This is a genomic window from Streptomyces sp. NPDC020597 (genome assembly GCF_044335095.1).
GTDB lineage: Bacteria > Actinomycetota > Actinomycetes > Streptomycetales > Streptomycetaceae > Streptomyces.
Window position 1 is genome coordinate 241964 of the sequence record NZ_JBIRUL010000004.1, and the last position, 21143, is coordinate 263106.

Genomic DNA, 21143 nt, shown 5'->3' on the forward strand with positions numbered 1-21143 from the left:
GCGGCATAAATAGAGGTTGCACCCTTACCCGAGGGTACGTCCCGCGGCGCCGAAACAGGGGGGCCTCGGCTCGCCAGGGCACGTACCCTCTTCTGTTGTGCCGAACGCCAACGAAGACAACCTCAGCGCCCTGAGTCAGGTGCAGCACCGCGCGGTGAGCGAACTCCTGCGGGTCGCTCCTGTCGCCGACGACCTCGCCCGTCGTTTCCAGGAGGCCGGATTCTCCCTCGCCCTGGTCGGCGGCTCGGTCCGGGACGCTTTGCTCGGCCGGCTCGGCAACGATCTGGACTTCACGACGGACGCCCGGCCCGAGGACGTCCTGAAGATCGTGCGCCCCTGGGCGGACTCCGTGTGGGAGGTCGGGATCGCCTTCGGCACCGTGGGCCTGCAGAAGGAGGCCCGGGTCGAAGGCGTCGACCGGTGCTTCCAGATCGAGGTCACCACCTATCGCTCCGAGGCGTACGACCGCACCTCGCGCAAGCCCGAGGTGTCCTACGGCGACTCCATCGAGCAGGACCTCGTCCGGCGTGACTTCACCGTCAACGCCATGGCCGTGGCGCTGCCCGAGAAGGAGTTCATCGACCCGCATGGCGGTCTCGGTGACCTCGCGGCCCGGGTTCTGCGCACTCCGGGCACGCCGGAGGAGTCCTTCTCGGACGACCCGCTGCGGATGATGCGTGCTGCCCGTTTCGCCGCCCAGCTCGACTTCGAGGTCGCCGCGGAGGTCGTCACGGCCATGACGGAGATGGCCGGCCGTATCGAGATCGTCTCCGCCGAGCGGGTACGGGACGAGCTGAACAAGCTGATCCTCTCCACGCACCCGCGCAAGGGGCTGGCCCTGCTGGCCGACACCGGCATCGCCGCTCATGTGCTGCCCGAGCTGCCCGCCCTGCGGCTGGAGAGCGACGAGCACCACCGGCACAAGGACGTCTACGAGCACACCTTGATCGTCCTTGAGCAGGCGATCGACCTGGAGGAGGACGGCCCCGACCTCGTGCTGAGGCTTGCCGCGCTGCTGCATGACATCGGCAAGCCGCGCACCCGCCGCTTCGAGAAGGACGGCCGTGTCTCGTTCCACCACCACGAGGTGGTCGGAGCGAAGATGACGAAGAAGCGCATGACGGCCCTGAAGTACTCCAACGAGCTGGTGAAGGACGTCTCGCGGCTGGTGGAGCTCCACCTGCGCTTCCACGGGTACGGCATGGGTGAGTGGACGGACTCTGCGGTGCGTCGCTATGTCCGGGACGCCGGGCCGCTCCTCGAACGCCTCCACAAGCTGACCCGCTCGGACTGCACCACGCGGAACAAGCGGAAGGCGGCGTCGCTCTCGCGGGCGTACGACGGGCTGGAGGAGCGCATCGCCCAGCTGAAGGAGAAGGAACAGCTGGACGCGATCCGCCCCGACCTCGACGGCAACCAGATCATGGAGATCCTGGGCGTCGGGCCGGGCCCTGCCATCGGTAACGCGTACAAGCATCTGCTGGAGCTGCGCCTGGAGCACGGGCCGATGGAGCACGACGCCGCGGTGGCCGCCCTCAAGCAGTGGTGGGCCGAGCAGGGCTGAGATCGCGACGAGGGGCATGTTTCACGTGAAACATGCCCCCAGGCGGTCTGATCGCCGGACGTGACAAGGGGCGGTGTTTCACGTGAAACACCGCCCCTTCGTACGCTGCCTTACTTCTTCGCGTAGTCCTTCAGGCAGAGCAGGAAGTTGCTGCCGTCGCCGGTCTCGGTGTACGAGTACTGGAAGTCCTTGGCCTCGGCCTTGCACTTGCTGTCGGCGGTGAGCTCCGTGAACGAGCCCTTGACCTTCGCGAGCACGATGTACTGCGCCTGCGAGGAGTCGCACTTGACGACCTCGAGGTCGGGGTCGTTGTCGTTGCTGTTGCCGCGGTGCATGCAGTCGCCGACCGCCGCCGTCTTGGCGTCGTCCTGGCTCGATATGTAGGCGCCGATGGCCGCGCCGATGACCGCGATCACGATGACCACGTTCTTGATCAGCTTGAAGCTGACCTTGCGGCGGGGCTGCTCCGGCGGAACCGCGCCGTAGGGGGCGGTGGGGTAGCCGGGCTGGCCGGGCTGCTGGGGGTAGCCGCCCTGCGGCGGGTAGGGCGCCTGGCCCTGGGGCTGGCCGTAGGGCTGCTGGCCCTGCTGCGCAAACGGGTTCTGGCCCTGGGGCGGCGGAGTCGACACTTGGGGTTCCCCCTAGAAACTTAGGTGTGGCGCGAAATCATTCGCTAAGTAAGACCCACGTAAGTTACCGGGCCCCACTGACAACGCCGCACCTGAGGGGGAGTCTGTGTCATTGATGTGACACTCGGCGACGTGCAAAGCGGGCCATAGCGCCAGCATTTGCTCCGTAGATAACGGAGATCGTGACCACCAGGGCGGCAGAGCGGCCGTCAGGCGGCAGCATCAGGGCGGAGATTGCGGCGGCGCCGACGAACGCGACGTTGAACAGCACGTCGTAGAGCGAGAAGATCCGGCCGCGGAAGCCGTCCTCCACACGGGACTGGATGACGGTGTCGGTGGCGATCTTCGCGCCCTGGGTGGCCAGCCCCAGCGCGAACGCGGCGACGAACGCGGCGGTCCGGGCGAAGGGGAGCATCAGCAGGGGCTCCAGCACCATGGCCGCCCCGGAGCAGACGACGATCCAGCGGAGCGGGCCAAGTCGCCCCACCGCCGCGGGCGTCACCACCGCCGCGACGAAGAAGCCGGCTCCGGAGACGCCCACCGCGACTCCCAGCAGGGCCAGTCCGTCGTCGGGGTCGGACGACCAGGCGTACCGGCACAGCATCAGCACCATGACGGTCAGAGCGCCGTAGCAGAACCGCATCAGTGAGATCGAGACGAGCGCCCAGGCGGCCTCCTCACGCCGCGGCTCGGACAGATGTCGTACGCCGGCCGAGAGGCCGCGCACAGTGCCCCTGAGCGCGGCCGCCAGACCGGGCGGGACCGGCCCACGGTCGGGCCCGAGCAGATCCGCGGCCATGGACAGCGACATGAGCGCTGCGCACAGATACAGGGCGCACGCCAGCAGCACCACCGCCGTATCGGAGTCGGCGACCAGCCGGACGGCGAAGGCGAGACCACCGCCCGCGACCGCGGCCAGCGTCCCGGCCGTCGGTGAAAGGGAGTTGGCCATCACAAGACGCTCGCCGTCGACCACGCGCGGAAGGGCCGCGGACAGCCCGGCGAGGACGAAGCGGTTGACCGCGGTGACGCACAGCGCGGAGGCGTAGAAGAGCCAGTCGGGCGCCCGGCCGACCATCAGTGCGGCTGTCGCGGACGCCAGCAGGGCGCGCAACAGATTGCCGTGCAGGAAGACCTGCCGACGGCGCCAGCGGTCCAGGAGGACGCCGGCGAAGGGACCGACCAGCGAATAGGGCAGCAGCAGGACCGCCATGGCGGAGGCGATCGCGGTGGCCGACGCCTGCTTCTCCGGGGAGAACACGACGTAGGTGGCGAGCGCGACCTGGTAGACGCCGTCCGCGCACTGGGAGAGCAGCCGCACGGCGAGCAGGCGACGGAAGTTCCCGAAGCGCAGCAGGACGCGCAGATCACGGACGACGGCCATGGGCACAGCCTCACATACGGGGAGGGTCCCCGGGTCGGCTGACCCGGGGACCCTTCTCAGCCCTGGCAGGAGCGAATTTCCGTTCGGTCGGGCTAGCGCTCGACCTCGCCGCGGATGAACTTCTCGACGTTGGCGTAGGCCTCGTCGTCGAAGTACTGGACCGGCGGGGACTTCATGAAGTAGCTCGACGCCGACAGGATCGGACCGCCGATGCCGCGGTCCTTCGCGATCTTCGCGGCGCGCAGGGCGTCGATGATGACACCCGCGGAGTTCGGGGAGTCCCACACCTCGAGCTTGTACTCGAGGTTCAGCGGGACGTCGCCGAAGGCACGGCCCTCGAGGCGGACGTACGCCCACTTGCGGTCGTCCAGCCAGGCCACGTAGTCCGAGGGACCGATGTGGACGTTCTTCTCGCCCAGCTCGCGGTCGGGGATCTGCGAGGTGACGGCCTGCGTCTTCGAGATCTTCTTCGACTCGAGGCGGTCGCGCTCCAGCATGTTCTTGAAGTCCATGTTGCCGCCGACGTTGAGCTGCATGGTGCGCTCGAGACGGACACCGCGGTCCTCGAACAGCTTGGCCATCACACGGTGCGTGATGGTGGCGCCGACCTGGGACTTGATGTCGTCGCCGACGATCGGGACGCCCGCCTCGGTGAACTTGTCCGCCCACTCCTTGGTGCCGGCGATGAAGACCGGGAGAGCGTTGACGAACGCGACCTTGGCGTCGATGGCGCACTGGGCGTAGAACTTCGCCGCGTCCTCGGAGCCGACGGGCAGGTAGCAGACGAGGACGTCGACCTGTCGGTCCTTGAGGATCTGGACGACGTCGACCGGGGCCTCGGCGGACTCCTCGATGGTCTCGCGGTAGTACTTGCCGAGACCGTCCAGGGTGTGGCCGCGCTGGACCGTGATGCCCTTGTTCGGGACGTCGCAGATCTTGATGGTGTTGTTCTCGCTGGCGCCGATGGCGTCCGAGAGGTCGAGGCCGACCTTCTTCGCGTCGACGTCGAAGGCCGCGACGAACTCGACGTCACCGACGTGGTAGTCCCCGAACTGCACGTGCATCAGGCCCGGCACCTTGGTCGCCGGGTCGGCGTCCTTGTAGTACTCGACGCCCTGCACCAGCGATGCCGCGCAGTTGCCCACGCCGACGATGGCTACGCGAACCGAACCCATTCCGGTTGCTCCCTGTGTGTACGAGTGAGGCCCTGGGTGGGCGCTCACGTGGCGGTGTCGTCGGGCGAATCCGTCCCGGGGATGTCCCCGGCACGGGGCAGGACGCCCGGCGATCCAGATGTGGTGTTCTGCTGAGCGGGCCCCCCGGAGTCGGAACCCTTCAGGTCCCGTCCGGCCCGCTCGCTCTCGATGAGCTCGTTCAGCCAGCGCACTTCGCGCTCCACGGACTCCATTCCGTGGCGCTGGAGCTCAAGCGTGTAGTCGTCGAGGCGCTCCCGTGTGCGCACCAGGGAGGCGCGCATCTTCTCGAGGCGCTCCTCCAGCCGGCTGCGGCGGCCCTCCAGCACGCGCATGCGCACATCACGTGACGTCTGCCCGAAGAAGGCGAAACGAGCGGCGAAGGTCTCGTCCTCGTACGCGTCGGGGCCGGTCTGTGAGAGCAGCTCCTCGAAGTGATCCTTGCCCTCGGCCGTCAACCGGTAGACGATCTTGGCGCGCCGCCCTGTGAGGGGTGCGGCGAGGGCGTCCTCGGTGGTGTTCCCCGGCTCTTCGATCAACCAGCCGTTGGCGACCAGCGTCTTGAGGCAGGGGTAGAGCGTGCCGTAGCTGAACGCACGGAACACGCCCAGTGATGTGTTGAGTCGTTTGCGCAGCTCATAGCCGTGCATCGGGGACTCGCGGAGCAGCCCGAGGACGGCGAACTCGAGGATCCCGTAACGCCGGCTCATCGTCGCCTCCCCTCGGTCCGTCTCGGCTTATCTCGCTCTGATGTATCGACTCGATACATCACGACGATAGAACGGCCTTCCGGATGCGACAAGAGGGCAAATGGTGAACGGGATCACATCACTGATTAGTTGGAGGCAGGTTGTCTGATTTGGGGTGAATTTTGGGGCTAGGCAGGTTTTGGTGGTGCGTAGTCTGTGCGCCATGCACACCACCGGGACCCATGAGACGCCGGGGGGCGTCGAGGTCCTCGGTGCAGTACGGATGAATGCGCGACCGACCGCGTCCGTACTTTGGGGGGACAGGAAACCAGCCGCCTTTTCCAGGCGCGCACGGATGCGCCTGCCCGAGGAGTAATCGTTCGATGAGCGAGCACCGTCGCAAACCGCCGCAGCCGCAGGGAGGCGGACGTGCCGCGGCCCGACGCGGCCAGTCCGGTGCGTCCTCCGGCCGCCGCGCGGCACCGCGAGGCGCCACCGGATCTCCCTCCGACTACGGCTTGGGGCAAGGGGTCGGAGGCGACGAGCAGCCGTTCGGCAGCCGTGCCGACGCCCGACGCTCGTCCCCGAGGAACGCGGGCGGACGGCGTAGAGCAGCCGAACCCGCGCAAGGCCGGCGCGGCGGCTCCACCGGCCCCGGCCGGGGCAGAGGACGGGCCACGCCGGACCGGAAGCGTCTGGCCGACTACCCGCGCGCCGGGAAGGACGGCTGGCAGCGCTGGGTGCCGTCCTGGAAGCTCGTCGCCGGTCTGTTCGTCGGTTTCGTCGGCAGCCTGGTGGCCGTGGCGGGCATCGGGTACGCGATGGTGGGCATTCCGGACATCGCCAAGACGGCGACGGCCCAGAACAACGTCTACTACTGGAAGGACGGCACCCAGATGGTTGCCACCGGTGGTGAGACGAACCGGCAGAACATCGACCTCTCGCAGATCCCGGAGGAGATGCGCTGGGCGGTGATCTCGCAGGAGAACAAGACCTTCTACGACGACAGCGGCATCGACCCCAAGGGCATCGCCCGCGCCGTGTTCAACATGGCCCGCGGCGGACAGACGCAGGGCGGATCGACGATCACCCAGCAGTACGTCAAGAATGCGATGCTCAACGACCAGTCGCAGACGCTCTCCCGGAAGTTCAAGGAGATCTTCGTGTCCATCAAGGTGGGCGCCGAGGTCGACAAGAACCAGATCATGGCCGGCTACCTGAACTCGGCGTACTACGGCCGCAACGCCTACGGCATCCAGGCTGCCGCACGCGCCTACTTCAACAAGGACGCGATCAAGCTCAACCCGGGCGAGTGCGCCTTCCTGGCCGCCATGCTGAAGGGCGCCACGTACTACGACCCGGCCGGCGCGACCTCCGTCGACCCGGTCGGCGCGACGCCCGCCGCGAACAGCAAGCGGGCCCTGCGCCAGATGCAGGACACGCTCGACAAGATGGTCGAGTACGGTCATCTGGACGCCTCCGTGCGGGCCAAGTACCCGACGCTCCCCGAGTGGGAGAACCCGCGCTCGAACACCGACCTCAAGGGCCAGGTCGGCTATCTCGTCGACCTCGCCAACGGTTACCTGGTCACCAACAGCAAGAAGACGGGGATCACCCAGGACTCGCTGCAGCAGGGCGGCTACTCGATCTACACGACCTTCGACAGGGCCAAGGTCACGAAGCTCGAGGAATCGGTCAAGAAGGTCCAGCAGGCCAACATCAAGCCGAAGCAGCGGCCGGACACGGACACCCACGTGCAGTTCGGCGGGGCGTCCGTGGAACCTTCCACCGGTGCCATCAGGGCCATCTACGGCGGTGAGGACGCCACCAAGCACTTCACCGACAACGCCGACCAGACCGGCGCGCAGGTCGGTTCGACGTTCAAGCCGTTCGTGCTGGCGGCCGCGATGACCTGGGGCGTGCGCAATCCGGACCTGGGGTCGTCGCAGGCCCAGGACGAGCGCACCATCGTCTCGCCGAAGAGCCTGTTCAGCGGCAAGAACAAGCTGAAGATCAAGAACTACGACGGCACGGTCTGGAAGAACGAGAAGGGTGAGGAGTGGCTGCAGACGAACGACGGCAACGTCTCGCTCGGCACGCCGCCCAAGTTCAAGATCGACCTGCGTGAGGCGATGCGTGAGTCGGTGAACTCCGCCTTCGTGCAGCTGGGCATGGACGTGGGCCTGGAAAAGGTGAAGGACTCGGCCGTCAAGGCGGGCCTGAAGCCGTCCAGCCTGACCAACAGCGGCTTCCCGTCCTTCTCGATCGGCATCTCCGACCCGAGCGCGATCCGGATGGCGGGCGCGTACGCCACGTTCGCCGCCAGCGGCAAGCAGCGCGACCCGTACTCCGTGGAGAAGGTCACGAGCGAGAAGGGCCAGATCTTCACGCACGAGGACGAGACCGAGCAGGCGTTCACGGACAAGGTCGCCGACAACGTCACCGACGTCCTCAAGACCGTGGTCGAGAAGGGCACCGGTACCAACGCCCAGCTTCCTGGCCGCCAGGTCGCGGGCAAGACCGGTACCACCGACGGCAACAAGTCGGCCTGGTTCGTGGGCTACACCCCGCAGCTGTCGACCGCGGTGAGCATGTTCCGCTACGACGACGACGAGTCGAACAAGAACCGGACCTTCCTGGAGATGTTCGGAACGGGCGGCCAGAAGAAGATCCACGGCGCCTCGTTCCCGGCGCAGATCTGGCACGACTACATGGCTGAAGCCTTGGAGGGCACCCCGGCGAAGGACTTCCCGGAGCCCGAGCCCATCGGCGAGGTCGTCAACGCGGAGCCGTCGCCGTCGCCGTCGCCCTCGGCTTCCGAAAGCGAGGAAGAGAAGCCGTCGCCGTCGCCGTCCCCCAGCCGGCCCTCGATCGAGCCCTCGCCCTCCTCGTCGGAGACCTGCAACAGCTTCTTCGGCTGCGACGGTCAGAGCAGCGGCGGGGTGAACGGTGGAAACGGCAACGGCGGAAACGGCAACGGCGGTAATGGCGGCACCAGCCCGTCGCCGACTACGTCGGACAACGAGGGTGACCCCAGAGGCAATACCAGCAGCGGGTTCTTCGGAGGGCCTGCTGGTTAGCCGTACATCAGCCGGCTCCTAGTCCGGCTTGGGTGTTTCACGTGAAACATGCGCATGTTTCACGTGAAACGAGGGCCGTTCCACCGCACCAGGTGGGGCGGCCCTCGGCGTTCACCCAGCTGTGTACGGCAGGATGTCGCCCATGCCCAGTGCAGAATCGACGCCGGCCCGCCTGAACGAGCCGGATCCGGTAAAGCCGACCAGCGAAGACCCGGTGGCCGCCGCCGGCAGTGAGCTGATCGGCGGCCCCCTCGGCCGACGAGCCCTGCTGGGAACGTCCTGGTGGACCCCCGTACGAATCATCGCGCTCGTGGCGATCGGGATGTTCGCCCTAGGACTGATCCAGAAGGCGCCCTGCTACAACGGCGGCTGGTTCTTCGGTGCCAGCTCCCAGTACACGCACGCCTGCTACTCGGACATCCCGCACCTCTACCAGGGGCGCGGCTTCGCCGACGGACTCGTGCCGTACTTCGACAAGCTCCCCGGCGACATGGACTACCTCGAGTACCCGGTGCTGACCGGTGTGTTCATGGAGGTGGCCGGCTGGCTGACGCCGGGCAGCGGCAGCATCCAGCACCAGGAGCAGTGGTACTGGATGGTCAACGCCGGGATGCTGATGGCGTGCGCTGCCGTCATCGCCGTCTGTGTGACCCGGACGCACGCCCGGCGACCGTGGGACGGCCTGCTGATCGCCCTGGCGCCCGCCGCTGCGCTGACCGCGACCATCAACTGGGACCTGCTGGCGGTCGCTCTGACGGCCCTGGCCATGCTGATGTGGTCCCGGGGCCGGGCCCTGGCGTTCGGCCTCCTGCTGGGCCTCGCGACTGCCGCGAAGCTCTACCCGGTCTTCCTGCTCGGCCCGCTGTTCGTGTTGTGCTGGCGTGCCGGGAAGTGGCGGGACTTCGGCAAGGCGCTGGGAGGCGCGGCCGTGGCCTGGCTCGTGGTGAACCTGCCGGTCATGCTCTTCGCCTTCGAGGGGTGGTCCAAGTTCTACCGGTTCAGCCAGGAGCGGGGTGTCGACTTCGGGTCCTTCTGGCTGATCCTGGCCCAGAACTCCAGCGACCCCCTCACCACCGACAGCGTCAACACGCTGGCCACGCTTCTGGTCGTCCTGTGCGCCGTGGGCATCGCCGCGCTCACGCTGACGGCGCCCCGCCGGCCCCGCTTCGCTCAGCTGGCCTTCCTGATCGTCGCGGCCTTCATCCTGACCAACAAGGTCTACTCGCCGCAGTACGTCCTGTGGCTGGTGCCGCTGGCCGTACTGGCCCGGCCGAAGTGGCGGGACTTCCTGATCTGGCAGGCGTGCGAGGTCGTCTACTTCCTGGGCATCTGGATGTACCTCGCGTACACGACCAGCGGCGACGCCCACAAGGGCCTGCCGACCGACGGCTACCACTGGGCCATCGGCGTCCACCTGCTGGGAACGCTCTATCTGTGCGGCGTGGTCGTGCGCGACATCCTGATGCCGGAACGGGACGTGGTGCGTCTGAGCGGCGACGACGATCCCTCGGGCGGAGTGCTCGACGGGGCGGAGGACGTCTTCGTCCTGGGCGCGGCCGCCCATCCTCCGCGGCACGCTTCGCACTTCGACGGCCCCCAGGTGGACTGGGGCAAGCAGGATGTCATCGACAGTTCGCCGTGAGCGAACACCGCCCTGCGCGGACGTGACAGAGGCCGTAGGCGGAACCTCCGCCTACGGCCTCTGTCGCGTCTGTCAGCCGCTCAGCGGTCCACGAGCCGGTCGAACTGGGTGGTGGTGTGCCGCAGATGGGCCACCAGCTCGTCGCCGACGTGCGGCTCCGGTGCGTCCGAGGGCACGAACAGGATGGAGACCTGCATGTGCGGCGGCTCGGCGAACCAGCGCTGCTTGCCGCCCCAGACGAACGGCGAGAGGTTCCGGTTCACGGTGGCGAGGCCGGCCCGGGCGACGCCCTTGGCGCGCGGCATGACGCCGTGCAGGGCCTTGGGGGCCTCCAGGCCCACCCCGTGCGACGTACCGCCCGCCACGACGACCAGGAAGCCGTCGGAGGCGGCCTTCTGCTGCCGGTAGCCGAAGCGGTCCCCCTTGGCGACCTTGGTGACGTCCAGGACGGCGCCGCGGTACTCGGTGGCGTCGTGGTCCCCGAGCCACAGCCGCGTGCCGATGCGGGCGCGGAAGCGGGTCTGCGGGAACTGCTGCTGAAGTCGAGCGAGTTCATCGGCCTTGAGGTGGCTGACGAACATCGTGTGCAGCGGCAGACGGGCCGCCCGCAGCCGGTCCATCCAGCCGATGACCTCCTCGACGGCGTCGGAGCCGTCGGTGCGGTCCAGCGGCAGGTGGATGGCGAAGCCCTCCAGCCGGACGTTCTCGATGGCCGCGTGCAGCTGTGGCAGGTCCTGCTCGCTGATGCCGTGCCGCTTCATCGACGACATCACCTCGATGACCACGCGGGCCCCCACGAGGCCGTACACGCCGTCCACCGACGACACCGAGCGCACGACCCGGTCGGGCAGCGGGACGGGCTCCTCACCGCGCCGGTAGGGCGTCAGCACCAGGAGGTCGCCGCCGAAGAAGTCCTTGATGCGCGCGGCCTCGTACGTCGTGCCGACGGCGAGGACGTCCGAACCCAGCCGGGTGGCCTCCTCCGCGAGCCGGTCGTGCCCGAAGCCGTAGCCGTTGCCCTTGCAGACCGGAACGAGCCCCGGGAACTGCTCCTGCACGTGCTTGTGGTGCGCCCGCCAGCGCGCGGTGTCGACGTAGAGCGTGAGCGCCATGGCCGGACCTGGGACCTTTCTCGGGGCTGCGGTGGTGGGGGAAGTGCGTCAGGGGTGTCGGAGACATGCAAGCACTGGACGGGACGTCAGCGGCGTGACATGTAGATGTCGAGGGCCTTGTGGAGCAGCTTGTTCAACGGGAAGTCCCACTCGCCGAGGTACTCGGCGGCCTGGCCGCCCGTGCCGACCTTGAACTGGATCAGGCCGAAGAGGTGGTCGGTCTCGTCCAGCGAGTCGGAGATGCCGCGCAGGTCGTAGACGGTGGCGCCGAGCGCGTAGGCGTCGCGCAGCATGCGCCACTGCATGGCGTTCGACGGACGGAACTCACGGCCGATGTTGTCGGAGGCGCCGTAGGAGTACCAGACGTGTCCGCCGACGATCAGCATCGTGGCCGCCGAGAGGTTCACGCCGTTGTGGCGGGCGAAGTACAGCCGCATCCGGTTGGGGTCCTCGGTGTTGAGGGCCGTCCACATGCGCTGGAAGTACGACAGAGGGCGCGGCCGGAAGTGGTCGCGCACGGCGGTGATCTCGTACAGCCGCTGCCATTCCTCGAGGTCGTGGTAACCGCCCTGGACGACCTCGACGCCCGCCTTCTCGGCCTTCTTGATGTTGCGGCGCCACAGCTGGTTGAAGTTCTTGTGGACCTCTTCGAGGGAACGGTTCGCCAGCGGCACCTGGTAGACGTACCGCGGCTGGACGTCACCGAATCCGGCCCCGCCGTCCTCGCCCTGCTGCCAGCCCATGCGGCGCAGCTTGTCGGCCACCTCGAAGGCGCGCGGCTCGATGAAGTCGGCCTCGATGTCGCGCAGTCGCTTCACGTCCGGGCTCTGGATCCCGGCCTTGATGGAGGTGGCCTCCCAGCGGCGGATGATCACCGGCGGACCCATCTTCACCGAGAACGCGCCCTGCTGCTTGAGGTGCGCCAGCATCGGTTCCAGCCACTCGGTGAGATTCGGCGCGTACCAGTTGATGACCGGACCCTCGGGCAGGTAGGCCAGGTAGCGCTTGATCTTGGGCAGCTGGCGGTAGAGGACCAGACCCGCGCCGACCAGTTCCCCGGTCCGCTCGTCGAACCAGCCGAGGCTCTCCGACCGCCACTCGGCCTTGACGTCGGCCCAGGCCGGAACCTGCATGTGGCTCGCCGACGGCAGGCTCTGGATGTACGCCAGATGCTGCTCGCGGCTGATCGTCCTCAGGGTCAGGCTCATTCGGGGCGCTCCTCGGGCTGGTGTGTCCCCATGGGTTCAGGGGCTCCGGCTCTCGCGCCGAAGCCTACTGCGCCTTTCGAGCGGCCTGACTGGGCATAGGGAACCTGCGCCCCGGCCCGTGCGCGGCCGGGGCGTTCCGTCTGGGTTCGTGGGTGTTCCGGGTGTCCTATGGGACGCGGGAGACCCGGGGCGCCGCGGTCGGCGGCGCTGGCCGGGTCACCAGAGTCCGCCGAAGAGGCCGCCGTGCGCCATGCCGATGAAGAAGCCGAAGCCCGCGGCGCCCAGACCCAGGATCAGACCGAAGCGTTCACGGGTGGTCTCGGAGACCCACTGCCCGTACGCGCCCGTCAGGATCCCGACCAGGCCGGTCCAGGAGCTGAGCAGATGCAGGCTGTGGAAGAACGACGTGATGAAGGCCGTCAGTCCGAGCACCAGCGTCACCGCGAGCAGCGCGTCCTGGAGCGGATGGGGTCTGCCGTCGGTGGCGAAGAGAGATCCGGCGGTATTGGGTCGCAATGCCTGTGCCATACGGCACCTCCTGCGGAAGGCGGCGCATCGTAGCGCCATACACACCCGACGTGTACAGATTGACGGTCACCCAGGCCGGATTTCAACCGGAAGCGCGTGTGCAGGTACTCTGTACCCTCTGCACCGGTGTCTGCCCAGGCCATGCCAGGGAGTCCGCCCAGCTCAGATCGAGGATGTCGCTCGCCGACCCTCGATTGTCAGTGGCGGCCGATACCGTTGCGAACGCATCACAACCCTCCTGCCACGGATCGACCGTGGCCGCTGAGTCCAAAGGAGGTGGGTTCCACATGCGTCACTACGAGGTGATGGTCATCCTCGACCCCGATCTCGAGGAGCGCGCTGTCTCCCCGCTGATCGAGAACTTCCTCTCCGTCGTCCGTGAGGGCAACGGAAAGGTCGAGAAGGTCGACACCTGGGGCCGTCGTCGTCTCTCGTACGAGATCAAGAAGAAGCCCGAGGGCATCTACTCGGTCATCGACCTGCAGGCCGAGCCTGCGGTCGTCAAGGAGCTCGACCGCCAGATGAACCTGAACGAGTCGGTCCTCCGGACCAAGGTCCTCCGCCCCGAGACCCACTGAGCTCACGCTCAGCTGATCTCGGGATTCCGAGTAGCAGCACCAGCAGCCAGCAGCAAACCCGCCGAGAGGTTCCCCCATGGCAGGCGAGACCGTCATCACGGTCGTCGGCAATCTTGTCGACGACCCCGAGCTGCGCTTCACCCCCTCCGGTGCGGCGGTCGCGAAGTTCCGTGTCGCGTCCACTCCCCGCACCTTCGACCGCCAGACGAACGAGTGGAAGGACGGCGAGAGCCTGTTCCTGACCTGCTCGGTCTGGCGTCAGGCGGCGGAGAACGTCGCGGAGTCGCTCCAGCGAGGCATGCGCGTCATCGTGCAGGGCCGGCTGAAGCAGCGGTCCTACGAGGACCGTGAGGGCGTCAAGCGCACGGTCTACGAGCTGGACGTCGAGGAAGTCGGCGCCAGCCTGCGCAGTGCCACGGCCAAGGTCACCAAGGCTTCCGGCCGCAGTGGCCAGGGCGGCCAGGGTGGTTACGGCGGCGGTGGCGGCCAGGGTGGCGGCGGCTGGGGTGGAAACTCCGGCGGCGGCCAGCAGGGCGGCGGCGCTCCCGCCGACGACCCCTGGGCGACCGGCGCTCCCGCCGGCGGCCAGCAGGGCGGCGGTGGCGGCGGTGGCGGCGGCTGGGGTGGAAACTCCGGCGGCGCCAGCGGCGGCGGCTACTCGGACGAACCCCCCTTCTAGACCTTCTGGCCCGGTTGTCCGGGCCGGGCCGGGTCGAAGGCGGGTCGTATCCCAACTTCTTGATCACACAGGAGAAACACCATGGCGAAGCCGCCTGTGCGCAAGCCTAAGAAGAAGGTCTGCGCTTTTTGCAAGGACAAGGTCACGTACGTGGACTACAAGGACACGAACATGCTGCGGAAGTTCATTTCCGACCGCGGCAAGATCCGTGCCCGTCGCGTGACCGGCAACTGCACGCAGCACCAGCGTGACGTCGCCACGGCCGTCAAGAACAGCCGTGAGATGGCGCTGCTGCCCTACACCGCCCAGGCGCGATAAGGGAAGGGTGACCGACAAATGAAGATCATCCTCACTCACGAGGTCTCCGGCCTCGGCGCCGCGGGCGACGTCGTCGACGTCAAGGACGGCTACGCTCGCAACTACCTGATCCCGCGGAACTTCGCTATCCGTTGGACCAAGGGTGGCGAGAAGGACGTCGAGCAGATCCGTCGCGCTCGCAAGATCCACGAGATCCAGACCATCGAGCAGGCCAACGCTGTGAAGGCCCAGCTCGAGGGCGTCCGGGTTCGTCTGGCCGTTCGCTCCGGCGACGCCGGTCGTCTCTTCGGTTCCGTCACCCCTGCCGACGTCGCCTCGGCGATCAAGGCTTCCGGTGGCCCCGAGGTCGACAAGCGCCGCATCGAGCTCGGCTCGCCGATCAAGACCCTGGGCGCTCACGAGACGTCCGTGCGTCTGCACCCCGAGGTTGCCGCCAAGGTCAACATCGAGGTCGTCGCGGCCTGATCGCGTCGCTCGCCCGGCTCGTAGAACCGGGAGTCGGCTTGAGAGCCGAGAAGGGGCCGTACCCACCGGGTGCGGCCCCTTCCGCTTGCCTGTTTCACGTGAAACGCCGGCTGGGCGCCCCTCGGTTTCCCGTGGAACGGTCAGCGGGTCGCACCGGTGATGACCCAGCGTCCCGAGCGTGCTCGCAGCCAGAGGGTGAGCAGCCGCACGGTCATCATCAACGTCATCGCTCCCCAAATCGCGGTGAGACCGCCGCCGAGGACCGGTACCAGCAGTGCCACGGGGGTGAAGACGGCCAGCGTGCCCACCATCGCCCAGGCCAGATAGGGGCCGTCTCCCGCACCCATCAGCACACCGTCCAGTACGAAGACGATGCCGCAGAGGGGCTGGGAGAGCGCCACCACGAGCAGTGCGGGCAGAGCGGCGTCCTTCACCGCCTGGTCGCTGGTGAACAGCGGCAGGAACAGCGGCCGGGTGATGACGACCAACAGGCCGAGTGCCACGCCCACGGCGATGCCCCACTCGACCATACGGCGGCAGACGTCCCGCGCGCCCTGGGCGTCATCGGCCCCCAAGTACCGACCGATGATGGCTTGTCCGGCGATGGCGATGGCGTCGAGGGCGAAGGCGAGCAGGCTCCACAGCCCCAGAGCGATCTGGTGGGCCGCGATGTCGTCGTCCCCGAGACGGGCAGCCACGGCGGTGGCGATCAGCAGAATCGCTCGCAGGGAGAGCGTTCGGACCAGCAGGGGGGCTCCGGCCTGGGCCGACGCCCTGATTCCGGCGGCGTCGGGCCGCAGGGACGCGCCATGTCGGCGGGCTCCCCGGATCACGACCGCCAGATAGACCGCGGCCATGGCCCACTGGGCGACAACGGTGCCCCAGGCGGATCCCGCGATGCCGAGCTCCGCACTGTAGACGAGCGCGGCGTTCAGGGCGCCGTTGGCGACGAATCCGCCGACCGCGACGTAGAGGGGGGTCCTCGTGTCCTGGAGCCCGCGCAGAACTCCCGTCGCCGCCAGGACGACGAGCATGGCCGGGATGCCGAGGGCCGAGATGCGCAGATAGGTGGTGGCGTACGGTGCGGCCGTGTCCGATGCGCCGAAGAGGGCCACGAGCGACGGTGCGCCGGGAAGGACGGCGATGATCACAGCGGCGCCCAGCGCAAGTGCCAGCCAGATGCCGTCCATGCCCTGCCGGATGGCGGCCGGGAGGTCGCCGGAGCCGACGCGGCGGGCAACGGCGGCGGTGGTGGCGTAGGCGAGGAAGACGAAGACGCTGACGGCGGTCGTGAGGAGGGCGGAGGCGATGCCGAGTCCGGCCAGTTGGGCGGTGCCGAGATGGCCGACGATCGCGCTGTCGGCCATGACGAAGAGCGGCTCGGCGACGAGAGCGCCGAACGCCGGCACGGCCAGTGCGAGGATCTCGCGATCATGCCGTCGTCGGGGAGCCTCGGCGGGCGCGGGAGCCTGTGTCATGAGCACTAATCTAATCGTCCACAGGTAAGAGACACAATTGTGCTGCAACCCTTACTCGGCGTTGCGTCCCACTCCTTCTCGCGCGCCGTTCGAAGGGATCTTGGTCCGACCGGGCAACTTTTTCTTCTACACAGCCGGTGGATGGGGAAACCGCAGTTCAGAGGGTATGGCCGAGAAAAATCGAGGGCTTGTTCACAGGCCTGTCCACCGGGTCGTGCACAGGTTTGGCGGAGTTCTCCACAGCATCCGGGCCGTCGTCCACACGGCCTGTGGATAACCAGATTGGCTGACGGTGCCCGCGGGCCTACCGTGGTCCGGCGCCCGCTCCGTCCGTCGACCGGTGAAACCTCACAAAACCGACGCGCCGCAAGCGGAGTTGGGCCTCTCAATTGTCAGTGTCGTGCCGTAGAACAGATGCACGGCGAGGTCCGCTCGGCGGACGGGAGGAGGTGGCTCGGTGAGCATTTCCGAGCCCTTGGACGACCCGTGGGCCGACAGCGGTCCCAGTGATCGTCTGCCCGCCTCCCGTCGGCGAGGGGACGGGGGCCGTGCACGCGAGGAGCAGCACGAACGGGGCCGGGACAGCGGCGACTGGGAGGGCGGCGGGACGCCTTTCGAGCGGGTGCCGCCGCAGGACCTCGACGCCGAGCAGTCCGTTCTCGGCGGCATGCTCCTGTCGAAGGACGCCATCGCGGACGTGGTGGAGGTCCTCAAGGGCCATGACTTCTACAAGCCGGCCCACGAGACGATCTACCAGGCGATCCTCGACGTCTACGCCAAGGGCGAGCCGGCCGACCCGATCACCATCGCGGCCGAGCTCACGAAACGCGGCGAGATCAACAAGGTCGGCGGGGCCTCCTATCTCCACACCCTCGTCCAGACGGTGCCGACGGCCGCGAACGCGGAGTACTACGCCGAGATCGTCCACGAGCGGGCGGTCCTGCGCCGGCTGGTCGAGGCCGGCACCCGCATCACCCAGATGGGATACGCGGCCGACGACGACGTCGACGAGATCGTCAACCGGGCCCAGGCAGAGATCTATGCCGTCACCGAGCAGCGCACCAGCGAGGACTACCTGCCGCTCGGCGACATCATGGAGGGCGCTCTCGACGAGATCGAGGCGATCGGCTCGCGCAGCGGTGAGATGACCGGCGTGCCCACCGGCTTCACGGACCTCGACTCGCTCACCAACGGTCTGCACCCGGGCCAGATGATCGTCATCGCGGCTCGTCCGGCCATGGGAAAGTCCACGCTCGCGCTGGACTTCGCGCGCGCGGCGTCGATCAAACACAACCTGCCGAGTGTCATCTTCTCCCTGGAAATGGGCCGCAACGAGATCGCGATGCGTCTGCTGTCCGCCGAGGCCCGTGTCGCCCTGCACCACATGCGCTCGGGCACCATGACCGACGACGACTGGACCCGGCTGGCCCGCCGCATGCCCGAGGTCTCCTCGGCCCCGCTCTACATCGACGACTCCCCGAACCTGTCGATGATGGAGATCCGCGCCAAGTGCCGCCGGCTGAAGCAGCGCAGCGACATCAAGCTCGTGATCATCGACTATCTGCAGCTGATGCAGGCCGGTGGCTCGAAGCGCTCCGAGAGCCGTCAGCAAGAGGTCTCGGACATGTCCCGTAACCTCAAGCTGCTGGCCAAGGAGCTGGAGGTGCCGGTGATCGCGCTCTCGCAGCTCAACCGTGGTCCCGAGCAGCGCACGGACAAGAAGCCGATGGTCTCCGACCTGCGTGAGTCCGGCTCCATCGAGCAGGACGCCGACATGGTGATCCTGCTGCACCGCGAGGACGCCTACGAGAAGGAGTCCCCGCGGGCGGGGGAGGCCGACATCATCGTGGGCAAGCACCGTAACGGCCCGACGGCCACGATCACGGTCGCCTTCCAGGGCCACTACTCACGCTTCGTGGACATGGCCCAGACCTGATTCCGCGCCCCGGGTGAAATGAACTCGACGCCGCGGGGTGCGGCGGGTGGACTGGGGTCATGACGACACCTCAGGAAGGCCTGCTGGCCGGCACCCGACGGGCCCTGCATCACCGGATCGCCGTGGCCCAGTCGGAAGGCCGGGCCCCGTCGCTCGTCGCCGCGGTCGTAAGGGATGGGCAGACCGTGTGGCACGGGGCGCGGACCTCGGTCGAGGGGCACGGGCCGGACCAGAACGTGCAGTACCGGATCGGCTCGATCACCAAGACCTTCACCGCCGTCCTCGTCATGCGGCTGCGTGACGAAGGAGTGCTCGGCCTCGAGGACCCGCTGGAGAAGCACCTGCCCGGCACGGGAGCGGGCGGCGCAACCGTGGCCGAACTGCTGTCCCACACCGCCGGGTTGGCCGCCGAATCGCCGGGCCCGTGGTGGGAGCGCACTCCGGGCTCGCTGCGCCCCGGGCTCGCCGACGTCCTGGGCGACCTGGCCCCTCCATGCGCGGCCGGACGGCGGTTTCACTATTCGAACGTCGGCTACACCCTTCTGGGCGCCCTCGTGGAAGAGCTTCGCGGGGTGTCCTGGGAAGAGGCCGTGCGCTGTGAGGTGATCGAACCTCTGGGTCTGACACGCACCGGTGTCCGGCCTCGGTCGCCGGCCGCGGGTGGCTGGGCGGTGCATCCGTGGGCCGACGTCATGCTGCCGGAGCCCGTCGAGGACTTCGGGCGCATGGCCGCCGCGGGACAGCTCTGGTCCACGACCGGCGACCTCGCGCGCTTCGCCGCCTTTCTGGCGCAGGGCGACGAGCGGGTGCTCGGCCCGGAGACCCTGCGCGAGATGCAGACGCCGTCCGCGCCCGCCGGGCCGGGGGATCTGGCCGAGGGAGCCACCTATGGTCTCGGGCTACAGATCCAGCATCTTGACGGCCGCATGCTCGTGGGTCATTCCGGGTCGGTGCCGGGCTTCCTGGCGTCTCTCACCATCGGCGTGGCGGACGATGTGGCCGCCGTGGTGCTCGCCAACTGCACCTCCGGCCCGATGGTGTCCCAGGTCGCGTCCGATCTCGTACGCATCGTCGCCGACGCCGAGCCGCGCATCCCCGAGCCGTGGCGCCCGCTGAAGGAAGTCGACGCCGCCGTTCTGGAGTTGGCGGGGCAGTGGTACTGGGGCACGAGCGCTTTCGCCCTGCGGGTCACGTCCGACGGCCTCGTCTCCCTCGGGCCGCTGTCGGGCGGCGGTCGGCGTTCCCGGTTCCGGCCGAACGGGGACGGTACCTGGACCGGTTTGGAGGGCTACTACGCAGGAGAGCTCCTGAGGGCCGTACGGCGGCCCGACGGGAGCGTGGACCACCTGGACCTGGGGTCGTTCGTGTTCACGCGCCAGCCGTACGACCAGGGGGCCGCAGTGCCCGGCGGAGTCGACCCCGCGGGATGGCGCGGAATCTCCTGAGCGTCCTGCGAGCGGAACGGGTTGAAGACCCGAGCCCGACGAACCGGGACTCGAGGAAACGGAGCTCGATGGCCGGGGCGCGATGAAAGGGAAGCGCCCTGTTTCACGTGAAACAGGGCGCGTCTCCGATGTGGTGTTCCGCCTTCCCGACCGCGGTCTCAGAGCTGCAGCTTGAAACCGACGTGCGAGGCCGTGAAGCCGAGCCGTTCGTAGAACCGGTGGGCGTCGGTGCGGGTGACGTCCGACGTCAACTGCACGAGTTGGCAGTTCTCCTTGCGGGACTCCTCGATCGCCCACTCGATGAACCGTGTGCCCAGTCCGCTGCCGCGCTCGTCGGCGTGCACCCGCACCCCCTCGATGATCGACCGGGTCGCTCCGCGCCGGGAGAGGCCCGGGACGATCGTCAGCTGCAGCGTGCCGACGACGCGTCCCTCGCGCACGGCGACGACCAGTCGCTGGTTGGGGTCGGCAGTCAACCGTTCCAGAGCGGCCAGATAGGGACCCAGATCCTCAGGCGACTCGCGCTGCGCGCCCAGAGGGTCGTCCGCGAGCATGCAGACGATCGCGGGAACGTCCTCAGCGACGGCGGCTCGTATTTCAAGATCTCCCATGTCGCCACCCTAGGTGGATGCGACGGCAGCGGGTGCTCCGAGTGACTCCACGACCCGGACCAGGGGGGCCAGTTCCGGGATCTCCGCGGCGTCGTCGAGGGCCTCACGCAGGGCGGCGTCGTTGGTCGGACGGGCTGCTGCGAGCAGTGTCAGGCCGGCTTCGGTGACGTTGGTGTAGATGCCCCGGCGGTCGGTGGGGCAGAGGTACCGCTCGAGGAGCTCACGGTCCTCGAGTCGGGTGACGAGCCGCGTCGTGGCGCTCTGGCTGAGAACGACCGCGTCGGCCACCTGCTTCATCTGCAGATGCCCTCCGTCACCGTCGTGCTGTCGGCTGAGCACGTCGAGCAGGGAGTACTCGCGCACGCTGAGGTCGTGCCCGGCCTGCAGGGCGCGCTCGACGTGGGCCTCGATTCTCCCGTGCAGCAGAGATAGCGCACACCAGCCCTGGGCGAGGGCGGTGAGCGCGGGGTCCGTCGCAGTCATGGGCGTTCTCCTCCGTGCCGAGTGGCCGACCCCAGGATAGGACAGCTCCGAGATAGTCGGCGGTTGCATGTATACCGCGTCTGCAATTATTGTCCACAAGTGTAAAGAGCTTCTGCAATCG

The 21143-nt window shown here is 68.1% G+C and carries 19 protein-coding genes; 9 read left to right on the forward strand and 10 right to left on the reverse strand.

Features of this window, described 5'->3' with window-relative positions; translation table 11 throughout:
• Positions 1-97: 97 nt before the first annotated feature.
• Positions 98-1564 carry a CCA tRNA nucleotidyltransferase gene (locus ACH4ZA_RS09680; protein WP_319276887.1) on the forward strand — a complete coding sequence of 489 codons (1467 nt, stop codon included), beginning with the start codon at positions 98-100 and terminating at the stop codon, positions 1562-1564.
• Positions 1565-1674: 110 nt separating this feature from the next.
• Here the strand turns inward: ACH4ZA_RS09680 and ACH4ZA_RS09685 are convergent, their stop codons facing one another.
• From ACH4ZA_RS09685 to ACH4ZA_RS09700, 4 genes are all read right to left on the reverse strand, one after another.
• On the reverse strand, positions 1675-2193 hold the full coding sequence (locus ACH4ZA_RS09685) for a hypothetical protein (protein WP_319276889.1): 519 nt from the start codon (positions 2191-2193) through the stop codon (positions 1675-1677).
• A gap of 109 nt (positions 2194-2302) precedes the next feature.
• The gene (locus ACH4ZA_RS09690) at positions 2303-3577 is read right to left on the reverse strand and encodes an MFS transporter (protein WP_319276892.1); all 1275 of its coding nucleotides are present in this window, start codon (positions 3575-3577) and stop codon (positions 2303-2305) included.
• A gap of 92 nt (positions 3578-3669) precedes the next feature.
• The gene (locus ACH4ZA_RS09695) at positions 3670-4752 is read right to left on the reverse strand and encodes an inositol-3-phosphate synthase (protein ID WP_319276894.1); all 1083 of its coding nucleotides are present in this window, start codon (positions 4750-4752) and stop codon (positions 3670-3672) included.
• 44 nt (positions 4753-4796) lie between these two features.
• Positions 4797-5480 carry a helix-turn-helix transcriptional regulator gene (locus ACH4ZA_RS09700; protein ID WP_398428734.1) on the reverse strand — a complete coding sequence of 228 codons (684 nt, stop codon included), beginning with the start codon at positions 5478-5480 and terminating at the stop codon, positions 4797-4799.
• A 362-nt stretch (positions 5481-5842) separates the two neighbouring features.
• Between ACH4ZA_RS09700 and ACH4ZA_RS09705 the strand changes: the two genes are divergently transcribed.
• The gene (locus ACH4ZA_RS09705; RefSeq protein ID WP_398428735.1) at positions 5843-8539 is read left to right on the forward strand and encodes a transglycosylase domain-containing protein; all 2697 of its coding nucleotides are present in this window, start codon (positions 5843-5845) and stop codon (positions 8537-8539) included.
• A gap of 142 nt (positions 8540-8681) precedes the next feature.
• Positions 8682-10181, forward strand: coding sequence for a glycosyltransferase family 87 protein (locus tag ACH4ZA_RS09710; protein ID WP_398428737.1), 1500 nt, complete (start codon positions 8682-8684; stop codon positions 10179-10181).
• 80 nt (positions 10182-10261) lie between these two features.
• On the opposite strand, the gene ACH4ZA_RS09715 is transcribed toward ACH4ZA_RS09710, so the two are convergent.
• The 3 genes from ACH4ZA_RS09715 to ACH4ZA_RS09725 all read right to left on the reverse strand — a co-directional run bounded on the left by ACH4ZA_RS09715 (position 10262) and on the right by ACH4ZA_RS09725 (position 13029).
• The gene (locus tag ACH4ZA_RS09715) at positions 10262-11293 is read right to left on the reverse strand and encodes an alanine racemase (protein WP_306950460.1); all 1032 of its coding nucleotides are present in this window, start codon (positions 11291-11293) and stop codon (positions 10262-10264) included.
• 86 nt (positions 11294-11379) lie between these two features.
• Positions 11380-12501, reverse strand: a complete 1122-nt coding sequence (gene femX / locus ACH4ZA_RS09720; RefSeq protein WP_319276905.1) for a peptidoglycan bridge formation glycyltransferase FemX — start codon at positions 12499-12501, stop codon at positions 11380-11382.
• A gap of 216 nt (positions 12502-12717) precedes the next feature.
• Complete coding sequence (locus ACH4ZA_RS09725; RefSeq protein ID WP_057576590.1) at positions 12718-13029, reverse strand: hypothetical protein; 312 nt, start codon at positions 13027-13029, stop codon at positions 12718-12720.
• Between the two features lie 287 nt (positions 13030-13316).
• Here ACH4ZA_RS09725 and rpsF point away from each other — a divergent pair, with 287 nt between their 5' ends.
• The 4 genes from rpsF (at position 13317) to rplI (ending at position 15069) form a co-directional block, all read left to right on the forward strand.
• Entirely contained in the window at positions 13317-13607 is a 291-nt protein-coding gene (rpsF, locus tag ACH4ZA_RS09730) for a 30S ribosomal protein S6 (RefSeq protein WP_006604399.1), read from the forward strand.
• A gap of 76 nt (positions 13608-13683) precedes the next feature.
• Positions 13684-14286 (forward strand): single-stranded DNA-binding protein, encoded by a 603-nt coding sequence (locus tag ACH4ZA_RS09735; RefSeq protein ID WP_398428738.1) that lies wholly within the window; start codon positions 13684-13686, stop codon positions 14284-14286.
• 81 nt (positions 14287-14367) lie between these two features.
• Positions 14368-14604, forward strand: a complete 237-nt coding sequence (rpsR, locus tag ACH4ZA_RS09740) for a 30S ribosomal protein S18 (RefSeq protein ID WP_020130672.1) — start codon at positions 14368-14370, stop codon at positions 14602-14604.
• An 18-nt stretch (positions 14605-14622) separates the two neighbouring features.
• Positions 14623-15069 (forward strand): 50S ribosomal protein L9, encoded by a 447-nt coding sequence (rplI, locus tag ACH4ZA_RS09745; protein WP_107443001.1) that lies wholly within the window; start codon positions 14623-14625, stop codon positions 15067-15069.
• Positions 15070-15209: 140 nt separating this feature from the next.
• Here rplI and ACH4ZA_RS09750 read toward each other — a convergent pair whose 3' ends face one another.
• Positions 15210-16547: an MATE family efflux transporter gene (locus ACH4ZA_RS09750; RefSeq protein ID WP_398428739.1), complete on the reverse strand. Its 1338-nt coding sequence runs from the start codon at positions 16545-16547 to the stop codon at positions 15210-15212.
• Between the two features lie 457 nt (positions 16548-17004).
• Between ACH4ZA_RS09750 and dnaB the strand changes: the two genes are divergently transcribed.
• Both dnaB and ACH4ZA_RS09760 read left to right on the forward strand, forming a co-directional pair.
• Positions 17005-18483 carry a replicative DNA helicase gene (dnaB, locus tag ACH4ZA_RS09755; protein WP_319188031.1) on the forward strand — a complete coding sequence of 493 codons (1479 nt, stop codon included), beginning with the start codon at positions 17005-17007 and terminating at the stop codon, positions 18481-18483.
• A gap of 59 nt (positions 18484-18542) precedes the next feature.
• Positions 18543-19928 carry a serine hydrolase domain-containing protein gene (locus tag ACH4ZA_RS09760; RefSeq protein ID WP_398428740.1) on the forward strand — a complete coding sequence of 462 codons (1386 nt, stop codon included), beginning with the start codon at positions 18543-18545 and terminating at the stop codon, positions 19926-19928.
• 158 nt (positions 19929-20086) lie between these two features.
• On the opposite strand, the gene ACH4ZA_RS09765 is transcribed toward ACH4ZA_RS09760, so the two are convergent.
• Together ACH4ZA_RS09765 and ACH4ZA_RS09770 are read right to left on the reverse strand one after the other, a co-directional pair.
• Positions 20087-20539, reverse strand: coding sequence for a GNAT family N-acetyltransferase (locus ACH4ZA_RS09765; protein ID WP_319276916.1), 453 nt, complete (start codon positions 20537-20539; stop codon positions 20087-20089).
• Positions 20540-20548: 9 nt separating this feature from the next.
• Complete coding sequence (locus ACH4ZA_RS09770; RefSeq protein ID WP_319276918.1) at positions 20549-21022, reverse strand: MarR family transcriptional regulator; 474 nt, start codon at positions 21020-21022, stop codon at positions 20549-20551.
• Positions 21023-21143 lie beyond the last annotated feature (121 nt).

Coding starts and splice junctions, on each gene's coding strand:
- ACH4ZA_RS09710 (WP_398428737.1), top strand. CDS start 8,682: ATGCCCAGTGCAGAATCGACGCCGGCCCGCCTGAACGAGCCGGATCCG.
- ACH4ZA_RS09735 (WP_398428738.1), top strand. CDS start 13,684: ATGGCAGGCGAGACCGTCATCACGGTCGTCGGCAATCTTGTCGACGAC.
- rplI (WP_107443001.1), top strand. CDS start 14,623: ATGAAGATCATCCTCACTCACGAGGTCTCCGGCCTCGGCGCCGCGGGC.
- ACH4ZA_RS09725 (WP_057576590.1), bottom strand. CDS start 13,029: ATGGCACAGGCATTGCGACCCAATACCGCCGGATCTCTCTTCGCCACC.
- ACH4ZA_RS09705 (WP_398428735.1), top strand. CDS start 5,843: ATGAGCGAGCACCGTCGCAAACCGCCGCAGCCGCAGGGAGGCGGACGT.
- ACH4ZA_RS09715 (WP_306950460.1), bottom strand. CDS start 11,293: ATGGCGCTCACGCTCTACGTCGACACCGCGCGCTGGCGGGCGCACCAC.
- femX (WP_319276905.1), bottom strand. CDS start 12,501: ATGAGCCTGACCCTGAGGACGATCAGCCGCGAGCAGCATCTGGCGTAC.
- rpsF (WP_006604399.1), top strand. CDS start 13,317: ATGCGTCACTACGAGGTGATGGTCATCCTCGACCCCGATCTCGAGGAG.
- ACH4ZA_RS09700 (WP_398428734.1), bottom strand. CDS start 5,480: ATGAGCCGGCGTTACGGGATCCTCGAGTTCGCCGTCCTCGGGCTGCTC.
- ACH4ZA_RS09760 (WP_398428740.1), top strand. CDS start 18,543: ATGACGACACCTCAGGAAGGCCTGCTGGCCGGCACCCGACGGGCCCTG.
- ACH4ZA_RS09690 (WP_319276892.1), bottom strand. CDS start 3,577: ATGGCCGTCGTCCGTGATCTGCGCGTCCTGCTGCGCTTCGGGAACTTC.
- rpsR (WP_020130672.1), top strand. CDS start 14,368: ATGGCGAAGCCGCCTGTGCGCAAGCCTAAGAAGAAGGTCTGCGCTTTT.
- ACH4ZA_RS09750 (WP_398428739.1), bottom strand. CDS start 16,547: ATGACACAGGCTCCCGCGCCCGCCGAGGCTCCCCGACGACGGCATGAT.
- ACH4ZA_RS09770 (WP_319276918.1), bottom strand. CDS start 21,022: ATGACTGCGACGGACCCCGCGCTCACCGCCCTCGCCCAGGGCTGGTGT.
- ACH4ZA_RS09695 (WP_319276894.1), bottom strand. CDS start 4,752: ATGGGTTCGGTTCGCGTAGCCATCGTCGGCGTGGGCAACTGCGCGGCA.
- ACH4ZA_RS09765 (WP_319276916.1), bottom strand. CDS start 20,539: ATGGGAGATCTTGAAATACGAGCCGCCGTCGCTGAGGACGTTCCCGCG.